The organism is Nostoc sp. (genome assembly GCF_036919895.1).
Classification (GTDB): Bacteria; Cyanobacteriota; Cyanobacteriia; order Cyanobacteriales; family Nostocaceae; genus Nostoc.
The window spans coordinates 35,141-48,150 of the sequence record NZ_JBALBW010000125.1; the positions used below are offsets into that span (position 1 = coordinate 35,141).

Annotated in this window: 9 protein-coding genes; all 9 read left to right on the plus strand. The window is 41.1% G+C overall.

Features of this window, described 5'->3' with window-relative positions:
- Positions 1 to 5 precede the first annotated feature (5 nt).
- On the plus strand, positions 6 to 911 hold the full coding sequence (locus tag V7K55_RS24840; protein ID WP_334835583.1) for a DMT family transporter: 906 nt from the start codon (positions 6 to 8) through the stop codon (positions 909 to 911).
- A gap of 51 nt (positions 912 to 962) precedes the next feature.
- Complete coding sequence (locus V7K55_RS24845) at positions 963 to 1,571, plus strand: LysR family transcriptional regulator (protein WP_334835585.1); 609 nt, start codon at positions 963 to 965, stop codon at positions 1,569 to 1,571.
- Positions 1,564 to 2,271, plus strand: a complete 708-nt coding sequence (locus tag V7K55_RS24850) for a cupin domain-containing protein (RefSeq protein WP_334835587.1) — start codon at positions 1,564 to 1,566, stop codon at positions 2,269 to 2,271. The genes V7K55_RS24845 and V7K55_RS24850 overlap by 8 nt, the downstream gene beginning before the upstream one ends.
- Positions 2,272 to 2,284: 13 nt before the next feature.
- A complete protein-coding gene (locus V7K55_RS24855; protein ID WP_334835589.1) occupies positions 2,285 to 3,079 on the plus strand; it encodes an SDR family oxidoreductase in 795 nt (264 codons plus the stop codon).
- A gap of 83 nt (positions 3,080 to 3,162) precedes the next feature.
- On the plus strand, positions 3,163 to 8,190 hold the full coding sequence (locus V7K55_RS24860) for an amino acid adenylation domain-containing protein (protein ID WP_334835591.1): 5,028 nt from the start codon (positions 3,163 to 3,165) through the stop codon (positions 8,188 to 8,190).
- Between the two features lie 99 nt (positions 8,191 to 8,289).
- A complete protein-coding gene (locus tag V7K55_RS24865; protein WP_334835593.1) occupies positions 8,290 to 9,066 on the plus strand; it encodes an SDR family NAD(P)-dependent oxidoreductase in 777 nt (258 codons plus the stop codon).
- Between the two features lie 44 nt (positions 9,067 to 9,110).
- Complete coding sequence (locus V7K55_RS24870) at positions 9,111 to 10,895, plus strand: ABC transporter substrate-binding protein (protein WP_334835596.1); 1,785 nt, start codon at positions 9,111 to 9,113, stop codon at positions 10,893 to 10,895.
- A gap of 13 nt (positions 10,896 to 10,908) precedes the next feature.
- On the plus strand, positions 10,909 to 11,883 hold the full coding sequence (locus V7K55_RS24875) for an isopenicillin N synthase family dioxygenase (RefSeq protein WP_334835597.1): 975 nt from the start codon (positions 10,909 to 10,911) through the stop codon (positions 11,881 to 11,883).
- Between the two features lie 81 nt (positions 11,884 to 11,964).
- Entirely contained in the window at positions 11,965 to 12,963 is a 999-nt protein-coding gene (locus V7K55_RS24880; RefSeq protein ID WP_334835600.1) for an isopenicillin N synthase family dioxygenase, read from the plus strand.
- Positions 12,964 to 13,010 lie beyond the last annotated feature (47 nt).

Sequence of the window (13,010 nt, forward strand, 5' to 3'; positions counted from 1 at the left end):
ATAACATGAAACTAGATGACTGCAATCAACCCACGCCAAACGCCCTCCACATTCGGGGCATAATTGCGATCGCGATCGTCAGTCTAATATGGGCGACAACCTTCCCACTGACCAAAGATGCAGTCACTAGCTTTTCGCCAGCTGTACTTACCGCCAGCCGTTTCACCATTGCAGCCGCGATATTTACCCCATATTTGCGCTCATTAAACGCTCAGATATTACGCGATGGCACAGTTTTAGGACTTCTCCTCTTTGCTTGTTTTGCCTTCCAAGCGATCGGGCTAGAAACTGCCAATGCTAACCGGGGAGGCTTTATTTTCAGCCTTAATGTAATCATTGTACCCCTCTTGGCAGCGTTATTCGGTCAGCCCTTCTTTCTTAAAACTATACTCGCTGCTGGAGTTGCTCTTACAGGCATCGGTATTATGTGCTGGGAAAATGGCTCTTTAGGCATAGGTGATTTGTTGTTGTTTGCTGAAACCTTCATTTACGGAGTTTATATGTTGGTACTTCAGGAAACTGCACAACGCCACTCAACCCTATCCCTGACTGCTATCCAACTGTGGATTGTAGCAGTGTTAAGTGCAGTTTGGGCAGCGCCAGAGATGGTTGGGCAATTTGAGACTTTAAGGAATAACTATGGTATTATTCTGTACCTCGGTCTGGTAGGTACTGCTGGTACCATCTGGTTAGAAACAATAGGCCAGCAATGGATTTCAGCAACTGAAGCTGCGCTATTGTGTACCCTCGATCCGGTACTCACATCCGTTTTTTCTTTTTGGCTACTCGGTGAAAAGTTTGGAGTCCGCGGTTTTATTGGTACGGCTCTGGTACTAATTGCATTGATTTTGAGTCAAATTAAGTCTGAGTATATAGATAAAAAATTAATATTTGGCACAGAAGATGTTTAAAAATTAGTAATTTTAACTTTCTTTTTTATCCTATCCGACTTTGTTAAAACTATGCTAAAGTTTTCGATTGAATTTAGACCTCCTATTCCTGCTGCAAAAAGTTTGATTATCGGTACATTGGGGCCTAGTGGTACTAGTAGTGACTATGCTTCTAGCTATATAGTCAAACAATTAGAGTCAGAAGAATTAACTGGAGAAATTCAGTTATTTGATGGCTTTCCAGATGTCAAAGAAGCTTTGCTGCAAGACAAGATTGATCTAGCTCTAGTTCCTCATGCTTACCAAATGATTAATGAGTTTTATATGGAGCCAAGTTTCGATTTAGGCTTCATTTTTATCTATCCTACTCCAGTTTATGGATTGGCTAAGAAGAAAAACACAGAGGTAGTTTTTAAAGGAGCTAGACTTGTTACCCATCCTGCGCCTTTACCTTTATTGTCGAGACTCTTACCAGACTCCCAAGACCTATCAGAAATTCAGGTTGATTTGTCTCCTTCTACTAGCGATGCGGCAATTCAAGTACAAAAAGGTTTAGCTACTCTAGCTATTACTAATAAAAATGCTGTTGACGCTTATGATTTGGAGTTTATTTCTACTTATGGGAAAATCCCTATGAGTTGGTCAATTTTTTATAAAAAATTAGCAGAAAGTCATGTCTAAATTTTTCCCAACTCCTAAAACTACAAAAATTGGTTCAGATGTAGAATTAATAGCTTATGAATGTCAAGACACACTTGTTCAACTAGTGTATCTTGCTCCTGGAGCTACTTTTGCACTACACGAACATCTAGAAAGTCAGATGGGGATGATAATTTCCGGGCGTTTAGAAATGAACGTCAACGGAACCAAAGAAATTGTTGAGCCAATGCAACAAGCTTACATTGCCAATGCTTATGTTCCTCACGGTTCTGTAAATATTTTTCCAGAAACAGCAATAGTATTCGATGTAAAACGGATTGTAACTTCCTTACCATCAGAAAAAACTGACGAAGTGTTTCTCAGGGTATCGCCTAAAAAAGATGAAATTACTGGTTTCTCATGCCAATCTATTGTTGCTTCTTGGTTTGAGATTGTGATTACCGAAATTCCGCCAAGAGGAATTATCCCAATGGAACAATCTACTAGCGAACAAATGGGAATAATCCTGAATGGTCAGTTGATGATGTCTGTGGAAGATGAACACCAGGAACTAGAGTATGGTAGTATTTATTATGCTCCATCTGATGTCTTTTATGGAGGATATAATTCCTCTGATGAAGCAGTTTCTTTGGTTGAAATTTTGATTCGACCTCGCTCTCATTTATCTTACCAAAAAGCTTCTTTTAATAAAATAACTGCGCGATCGCTCACTGCTTCCTAAAGGAATATTCATCATGGATTTAGGATTAACACAGAAAGTAGCTTTAGTGACAGGAGCAAGTGCTGGTATTGGTTATAGCGTTGCCCAAAAGCTGGCAGCAGAAGGTTGTCAGTTAATAATTTGTGGGAGAAATTCTGAGCGTTTAGAACAAGCTTATCAAGGTTTGGTTAGTTCCCAAGCAAAAGTTATCCCCATTCTTGCTGATGTTCAAAACCCAAGTGATTCTCAAAAATTAGTACAAGAAGCTATCACCGAATTTGGCAAAATTGATATCTTGGTCAATAATTCTCAGGGGGCTACATTTTCTAATGAAGCAGTAGAAAATCTATCTGATGAAGATTGGTTAACTGTTTTTGAAGGCAAGTTAATGGGCTATATTCGCATGACGAATCTGGTGCTACCGACAATGAAAAATCAGCAATGGGGGCGCATTATCAATATTGTTGGCACATCAGGAAAAGAACCTTCTAGTCGTCTTGTTAAATCGGGAGTGAGCAATGCTGCATTAATCAACTTTACTAAAACTGTTGCCACAGAAGTTGCTAAGTGGAATGTTTTAGTTAACTGCGTCAATCCTGGTCTGATTGATACTCCAAGGCATAGAGAATATTTAGAAGTATTCGCCCAAAAGGAAAACCGAAATATTCAGGCGATTATAGAAAGAATAGATAATACGATTCCTATAGGTCGTCGTGGTCTTTCTGGTGAAGTTGCCAATTTAGTTGCTTTTTTAAGTTCAGAATGCGCTAGTTATATCACAGGTGTAACTATTTCAGTTGATGGCGGATTATCTACGGCAGCTTTTTAAGTAATTTAATTGCATTTCTCTCTCTGCGTTCTCTGCGCCTCTGCGGTTAATTAAAAATTATATATTTTATAAAAAGTATAACAATGGTAGCCATACAAAATCAAAATAAAACTAAAGATATCGAAGCCATCTATCCCCTTTCGCCAATGCAGCAGGGGATGCTATTTCATACGCTCTATCAGCCAGAATCAAGAATATATTTTGAGCAGTTCCGCTTTACTATTCATGGAGATTTAAACAAGAGTGCGTTTGAGCAAGCTTGGCAACAAGTAGTACAGAGACACGGGGCTTTACGGACACTTTTTGTTTGGAAGAACCGCAAACAGCCAGTCCAAGTAGTGCGTAAACAGGTTAATTTACCTTGGATTAACAGAGACTTGCGTTTGCTCTCAACTGAGGAACAGCAAACACAAATTATTTCTTTCTTAAACACAGATAAAGAGCAAAGTTTTGAACTTGACAAAGCTCCGTTGATGCGGTTTGTTTTATTTCAGTTAGCAGACGAAACTTATCATTTTATTTGGAGCTTTCATCATATATTGCTTGATGGTTGGAGTTGGCCGATTATCTTCAAAGAAATCTTTGCTTTTTACGATTCTATAAATAACAATCAACCATTATATTTAGCTCCAACTCGCTCTTACCGAGACTACATTAATTGGTTGCAGCAGCTAGACTTATCTAGTGCTGAGGAATTTTGGCGGCGAACTCTTGAGGGTTTTACTGCTGTTACCCCTTTGGTTGTAGAACAAGCAGTAGGGCAGATTGCTCACCAGCAAACCAGTTATATTCGACACCAACATCTATCAGCCGAGGCAACTGCTACTTTAAAATCTTTTGCCCAACAACATCATCTCACCCTTTCTACCTTGGTACAGGCAGCTTGGGCATTGTTGCTGAGTCGCTACAGTGGTGAGTCTGATGTAGTATTTGGGGCTACAGTGTCCGGTCGTCCTCATAACTTATCTGGTGTAGAGTCGATAGTGGGATTGTTTATTAATACCCTACCTGTACGGATAAAAATCCCTGAAACAGCTGATTTATTGCCTTGGCTAGTGCAATTGCAACAAGAGCATATAGAACGAGAGCAGTATTCGTACACCTCACTGGTAGATATTCAAGGTGTGAGTGAGATTCCGAGGAATCAACCTTTGTTTGAAAGCATTGTGGTGTTTGAAAACTACCCTGTCAACGCAACACTGCAAGCGCTTCCAGGAAATTTGAGAATAGGCGATCGCCAAGCCCTCGGAGAAACGAATTATCCTTTAACGGTGGTGGCTATTCCCGGTGATGAACTGGTAATCAAAATCAACTACGATCGCGATCGCTTTGACGCAGATACCATTGACCGCATGATTGGTCATTTACTCGTGCTGTTGCAGGGAATTACTACTAATTCTCATCGTAGTGCTGGCGAACTTCCGCTACTTACACAAACAGAACAAGATTTACTGTTAGTCGAATGGAATGCTACTCAAGCCGCTAATCCCATCCATGATTGCATCCATCAATTATTTGAGCAGCACGTTGAAAAAACACCCGAATCTGTGGCGGTGGTGTATGACAATCAACATTTGACCTACCAACAGTTAAATCAACGCGCTAATCAACTAGCTCATCATCTGCAACGGTTGGGTGTCAAGCCAGATGCACCTGTGGGGATTTGTCTGGAACGTTCTTTAGAAGCAGCAGTTGCTATATTAGCAACCCTGAAAGCTGGCGGTGCTTGCGTTCCCCTTGACCCTACCTATCCTCAAGAACGGTTAGCATTTATGCTAGCGGATACTGGTGCAAGCGTTGTTTTAACTCAAGCTAGTTTAAAAGGGATTGGGGAATGGGGATTAGGGACTAGGAATCAGGAAAATTTGGTGAGGGATTCTGATCCGTTACCCAGTACCCAGTCCCCAGTCCTCAGTCCCCAAGTGATTTTGGTGGATGAAGGATGGGATGCGATCGCCAAAGAATCTGATATAAATCTTCAGACAGATGCAGAAGCACATAATTTAGCGTATGTAATTTATACTTCTGGGTCTACAGGAATTCCTAAAGGTACTCTTGTCCCCCATAGATCGCTAACCAATTTAATAGAACACCATCAAGCGAAGATGGCTACAGGTGTGGGTGTGCTTCAGTTTGCTTCCCTCAGCTTTGATGTCAGCTATCACGAAATGTTTGCGGCATGGGGTTTGGGTGGCACACTATATATGATTGGCGAAGGCGATCGCAAAGATTTAGATAAATTAATTCAGTTACTTGCTCAAGAACCAATTGCCAAGGTTTTCCTTCCTGTTACCCTCTGGCAACAATTAGCAGAAATATACGGAGACGAAGAACATCTATTTCAGAACATTAGAGAAGCGATCGCTTGTGGCGAACAACTCCAAATTACTCAACCAATGATTAAGCTGTTTGGGCGTTTGGAGAATTGCAGACTCTACAATTTATACGGGCCAACAGAAGCAGATTTAGTTACATCATATACATTTGGCGACCAACCAGAAGAATGGCCAATTTATCCCCCAATTGGTAAACCTGCCGTCAACGTGCAAGTTTATCTATTAGATCGCAATCTCCAACCCGTGCCGATTGGCGTTCCTGGGGAACTCTACGTTAGTGGTGATGGTTTGGCTCGTGGCTACCTCAACCGCCCAGATTTGACAGAGCAAAAATTTGTCCCAAATCCGTTTAAAAACCTCACCCCGTCCTATCGGACACCCCTCTCCTTGCTAAGGAGAGGGGCAGGGGGTGAGGTTTTTGAAGCAGGAGAGAATCGACTGTATAAGACTGGAGATTTGGCACGTTACCTCAGCGATGGCAACATTAAATTTTTGGGACGCATAGACGATTTAGTAAAAGTTCGGGGTTTTCGGGTTGAACTTGGCGAAGTTGAAGCGGTTTTGAGCAAACATACCCAAATTAACCAAGCAGTGGCTAAGGTGTTTGGGCAAAGTGCTAGGGAAAAATATTTAGTCGCTTACTTTGTACCAATTCAAGGACAGACTCTCACCATCGAACAGTTGCGTACTTTTCTTCAAGACCAGTTGCCAGACTACATGATTCCATCGGCTTTTGTACAGATGGAATCGTTTCCCCTGACTTCCAACGGTAAAGTTAACCGTCGCACTTTACCAGAACCAACAACCAGGCGACCAGAATTAGCTCAAACTTTTGTTGCACCGCGCACACCAACCGAAGAAATTTTGGCGGGTATTTGGAGGGATGTTTTGGGGTTAGAACAAGTTGGAATTTATGACAACTTCTTTAATTTAGGAGGACATTCATTACTTGCTACTCAGGTTATCTCTCTGACACGCAAAGCATTTAAGGTAGAATTACCTCTGCGAAGTTTATTTGAATCTCCAGCGATCGCAACTTTAGCTAGAACAGTCGAGACAGCAACTAAGCAAGAACTTTCGCCGGATATCATACCATTTAAAGCCGTGCGAACCTGTGACGGAGTACTAGCAATCTCCTTAACTCAGCTAGAGTTTTGGTTTTTCGAGCAATTCTATCCCGGCAATCCTGTTTACAACCTGCCGCTAGTTTATCGCGTGACGGGTTCGCTAGATGTAAAGGCGTTAGAGCAGAGTTTAAGAGAAATTGTCCGCCGACATGAAACCTTCCGAAGTACCTTTAAGGTGGAAAACGGACAAGTAGTTTATGCAATTTCCTCTGAACCTGTATTTGATTTTGTTGTCATAGACGTACAAGATATATCGGAAGCGAAACGACAAGCCGAGAAAGAGATTAAGCAGCCTTTCGATTTGGCGCAGGGGCCGTTATTACGGAGTAAACTTTGGCGTTTGAGTGAAACCGAGCATTTACTTGTTGTCACTACCCACCATATTGTTGCTGATGGTTGGTCTTTTAGTGTGTTAACCCAAGAAATGGCAACCCTTTACGAAGCTTTTTCTCAGAGTAAGCAATTCCCCCTGAAAGAGTTACCCATTCAATATGCAGACTTTGCACATTGGCAAAGACAATTATTGCAGGGACAAACCTTAGAATCACAGATGCAATTCTGGAAACAACATCTAGGTGTTAATCCTCCAATTTTAAAACTACCAACCGATTATCCACGCCCAGCCGTGCGAACCTTCACAGGTGCGCGTCATCCATTGGTGATTTCTTCAGACTTAACCAAAGCACTCAAAACCTTGAGTCAACAGGAAGGCGTAACCTTATTTATGACCTTGTTAGCAGCACTCAAAACATTACTTTTCTGCTACACAGGACAACCAGACATCATTGTGAGTACAACAGTTGCCAATCGTACCTGTCCCGAGACAGAAGGACTGATTGGTTTCTTTGTCCATTTACTGCCATTCTGCACCAACTTAGAAGACAATCCCACCTTCCGCGAACTATTGCGGCGGGTGCGAGAAGTGGCTTTAGGAGTGTATGCACATCAGGAAATGCCTTTCATCAAACTAGTAGAACAAGTGCAACCAGTCAGAGACTCTAGTTATACACTACTAGCGCAGGTGATGTTTGTTTTCCAAAACACTCCAGAAGATGATTTAAAACTAGCAAATTTGACTTTAAAGGAGGAATTTATTGCCACAGATACCAAAGACACAGCCGAGTTTGATTTGAATTTGACGCTCCAAGAAACAACAGAGGGAATTGAAGGCGCTTTAGTCTACAGAACCGATTTGTTTACACCTGCTAGCATCGCCAGAATGGTAACAGTCTTTCAAAATTTACTTGAATATCTAGTTACTAATCCTGAGCAACGCCTTAGTGAACTTCCCTTTTTAAATGAAGGGGAAAATTTACCAATTCAAAATAACAAATTACCAATAGCGAATAACTTTCAGAATAAATTTACTGAACCCAGTAACTCTATTGAAGAAACCATATTAGCTATTTGGCAAGAAGTTTTAGGGTTAGAACATATCAGTACACAAGATAACTTCTTTGACCTTGGAGGACATTCTGCACTAGTTCTACAACTTACATACAAATTAGAGAAAGCTTGGCAAATAGAGCTACCCTTAGTTTCCCTATTTGAAAAATCTACCATTGTCCAGCAGGCACAAACTATCCAAAATTTAATAAAACGAACCGCAGAGACACAGAGAACGCAGAGAAAAGGAGTAACTACATAACCCAACAGAATATCGATAATTAATCCTCTCTCAATCTCTTTCCTCAGTGTCGCGCCTCTGTGGTTCGTATCATTCCATTTTAACACTCAACAAAAAACCGTGAAACCCTCCCTTTTTGACCTAACAGGAAAAGTCGCCATTATCACCGGATCTGCAAGAGGTATCGGCAAATCCATAGCTCAAGGATTAGCATCTGTAGGCACAAAGGTTGTAATTGCTGATATCAAAGCAACCGAAGCAGAAAAAACCGCACAAATAATTCAGGAGGCTGGAGGCGAAGCGATCGCAATTCCTACCGATGTCAGAAATCGCCAAGATTGTTTACGCCTGATTGAGCAAACCGTGGCGCACTATCACAGGCTTGACATTATGGTGTGTAATGCCGGCATTGACATCATCAAATCGGCGGCTGACTTAGAAGAATTAGAGTGGGATAACATCATTAACATCAATCTCAAAGGATACTTCCACTGCGCTCAACTGGCGGCTCGACACATGATCGAACAAGGGACAGGCGGCTCAATTATTATGAACTCTTCAATCGGCGGTGTAGTGGGAATCAGTGGTTCGGCGGCTTATACAGCATCAAAAGGAGGGGTAAATTTACTAGTGCGATCGCTAGCACTGGAATGGGCAAATCATCAGATTCGAGTTAATGCTTTTGCTCCTGGCTATATAGACAACATTATGGAAGGTACTGAAACATTTCGGCGATCGCCACAAGATGATCGGCAACATCTAAGTGCTGTGATTCCCATGCAGCGACGCGGAAAACCAGAGGAACTCATCGGCCCAGTGATATTTCTCGCGTCTGAAGCAGCTTCTTATGTCACGGGGGCAATTTTGATGGTAGATGGGGGATACAGCGCCATGTAGGGTAAGTAAATGAAGTTTCTGGGGACACAACTATGGAAAGATTGATGAAATTTACTGCTATCCGCCGACGGCAATTGCCAATTTTACTAGGATTTATCCTGGGAATGCTCGCAATTGTTGTAGTTAGTTGTTTCCAAACTCATCTGCTTGCCAAACCAGTAAACAACTCTCAAATTATTCTTAGTAGTTCTGTCGAACCCAACACCTTTAACCCTCAGTTGATGGAGCAGGGAGTCGGAATTTTGACTTTCCTCTATGAAGGACTAATTCGTGAAAATGGTCGAGGAGAAATTAAACCAGCATTAGCGCGATCGTGGGAGATTTCTGAAGACCAAAAGCGAATTATTTTTAAATTAAGGAAAGGACTGAAATGGTCAGATGGTAAACCGCTAACTGCTGATGATGTGGTGTTTACTTATAAAGATATTTATACGAATCCTGCCATTCCTTCCTATGCCAAAGATTTTTTACAAATAGGTAAAACACGCAGTTTTCCTAAAGTGGAAAAATTGGATAATTTGAGTGTTGAATTTACTCTTCCAGAACCTTTTGCGCCCTTTGTTCGCACAACAAAACTAGAAATTTTACCTGCTCACATTCTGCGCTCCAGCATCACCACAAAAGACTCAGCAGGTAGACTGCTATTTCTCTCAACCTGGGGAACAAATACTCCACCCAACCAAATTGTTAGCAACGGTGCTTATAAATTGGAATCATATATTACAGGTGAGCGGATAACCTTTCGCAAAAATCCCTATTACTGGCGTAAAGATCCTCAAAGTCATACTCAACCCTATATCGATCGTATTGTTATAAATACGGTTAGCAATAATGATACGGCATTAATTCAATTTCGTTCTGGAGGACTTGATTTTATTGACGTAAATCCTAACTATTTTTCATTATTGAAGCGAGAAGAAAAAAGGGGGAAATTCACAATTTATAACGGTGGTTCTCAAACAGGAACCACAGCGATGATGTTTAATTTGAATACAGGACTAAGAAATGGTCAGCCTTTAGTTAATCCGATTAAATCTCGCTGGTTCAATACAGTAGCATTCCGCCAAGCCGTTGCTTATAGCATCAATCGGCCGCGGATGGTCAACAACCTATTTGCAGGGGTAGGAGCGCTACAAAATTCACCCATAGCCGTGCAGAGTCCTTACTATCTTTCTCAGCAAGCAGGTTTACCAGTCTACAACTATAACCAAGAGAAGGCAAAAACATTACTTCTCAAAGCAGGTTTTCGATACAACAATCAAGGTGAGTTATTTGATAGTAATGGGAATCGAGTCCGGTTTACGCTCACCGCTAATGTTGGTAATAAGGTGTTGCAAAACATGGCTCCTTTAATTCAAGACGATTTGAGCCAGATAGGAATTCAGGTAGATTTGAATTTGATTGGAGTGGGATTGGTTGTAGACAAATTAGCAAATCGTCTGGATTGGGATTGTCAGATTATTGATGGTTTCCCAATGACGGTAGAACCCAACGAAGCAGTAAATATTTGGTCTACTAAAGGGAACTGGCATTTTTTCAACCGCCAACCCCAAGCCGGACAAATACCGATTAGTGGACAGCAGGTAGCAGATTGGGAACAAAAGATTGATGATCTCTACATTCAAGGTACAGCAGCAAATGAAGCACAACGTAAACAAATTTATGCAGAAACTCAAAGGCTGAGTCAGGAATATTTACCGTTTATTTATCTAGTAAATTCATTATCAATGGTGTCTATGCGAAATCGTATTCAGGGGGTAAAACACTCTGCTTTACAAGGAACATTTTGGAATGTTTATGACTTGAAAACCAATCCTATTAATAATTAATACCAGTTTTATTATGAAAATTAGCGAACCGCCAAGCCGCCAAGAGCGCCAAGTTTCCACACCGATTCCGGTCATTGATTTCCATCCATTTATAGTCGGTGATATTGTTGCCAAACAAGCAGTTGCCGATCGCATTTCGGGCGCTATTCAAGAAATTGGCTGTTTTTACCTGGAAAATTGTGTACCTCAGACCTTAGTCGATCAAGTATTTGCTCAAGCAGAGAGTTTTTTCGCATCACCACAAGAGGAGAAAAATCAAGTAAAACTTGCTCCAGGAACTAGTCGAGGCTATGTCGCTCGTGGTAAAGAGCGAGTATTACTGGAAGCATTCAATTTTGGTTTAGACGTTGCAATCCATGAAGCGGGTGTAACTCCCCAAGGGTTTGGTGAACCGAATCGATGGCCTGAAAACCAAAAAGAGTTTCGCCAACTGCTGCTAGAATTTTTTACAAATTGTCGTGATGCGTCTTTTAGTATTTTACAAGCAATGGCGATCGCCTTAAAACTACCAGAGTCTTACTTCACCGATTTCCATCTAGAACGCAACTTCAACACCTCCATAAATCACTATCCATCTCTACAACAACCCCCCTCTCCCGGAGAGATGCGGTTTGCTGAACATACAGATTACGGCAGTATCACCTTAATATTTCAAGATGAGACAGCAGGGCTAGAAGTTTGCAACGATGCTGGAGAGTGGATTGCAGCCCCCTTCGTCCCTGGCAAAGTGTTAGTCATTCTTGCAGATTTAATGCAGCGATGGACAAACGATAAGTTTCCCGCTACCAAACATCGAGTTCCCCTACCTTCCAAATTTCCTAGTAATCCCAGGTACTCAATTATCTATTTTGAGTCTCCTGATTACGATGCCAAAATTACTTGCTTAGAAAATTGCGTCAAGGCAAACGCAATACCCAACTATCCACCAATTTGCACCCATGAATATATGAATCAAGTCCCAACAGGAAGCTATACATCCGAAAAATAATCATCTCCAAAAAAAAATGTAGAGACTTAGCAGTGCTAGGTTTATAAATCCTGATTCATACCTCATTTTTAGAACTTTTTAATGATGATCTCAATCAACGAACTTCCAAAAGAATCTATCGTTTCAACACAAATTCCGCTCATTGACTTTCATTCATTTATTACTAGTGATACCCATGTCAAGGAAGCCGTTGCTGCTCAAATCGCCAGTGCTTTAGAGGAGGTGGGATGTTTCTACTTGAAAAATCATCAGATAAGCGCAACTCTGATTGCTCAAGCATTTGCTCAAGCCAAGCATTTTTTTGCACTGCCGTTAGAAGACAAAAAACAGATAGATTTAACAGAAAAGTGTCACCGAGGATATATCCAGATGGGGATGTCAAGCATACTCAGCGAACAATTTTACTTTGGGAGAGAAATGAACCCAGAGGAATTGAATAAACTAGATCATCCTTTTCACCAAGCGAATCAATGGCTACAAAATCAGCCAGAGTTTCGGGAAACGATGTTGCAATTTTTCGCAGCTTGCCACACAAGTACCCTGAAAGTTCTTGAAGCCTTAGCTATTGCTTTGAAACTGCCAGAATCCTATTTTGTCGAGTTACATTCTGAACAAAATCATGCTATGGGATTACATCACTATCCTGGTGCATCTGAACCTCAAAAAAACCAAAATATTCGCCTGGGAGAACATACAGATGGAAATACTATCACTTATGTCTTTCAGCATGAGATAGAAGGGTTAGAAATTTTTACCAAAACTGGAGAGCGAGTTCCAGTTCCTCTAATTCCTGATACAGTTGTCGTGATGGCAGGAGAAATTTTGCAACGATGGACTAACGATAAAGTTTATGCCACAAAACACCAAGTTGCAATACCATCTTCATCCCAAGATATCCAACCAAGATACTCCTTCGCTTTTTTTGCCTCTCCTAATAATGATGCCGAAATTGCCTGTCCTGAAAGTTCTTTACAGGCAAATGAAACTGCAAAATATCCACCCATTTTGACGAGTGAGTTTTACACTCAAAGAAATAACAATAATACATCAATTCTAATTTCCTCAAAAAATCAAACTTAATTTTCTCTGCGCTCTGCCTGAGTAAAAAATAAAGACTTTACCTCAAA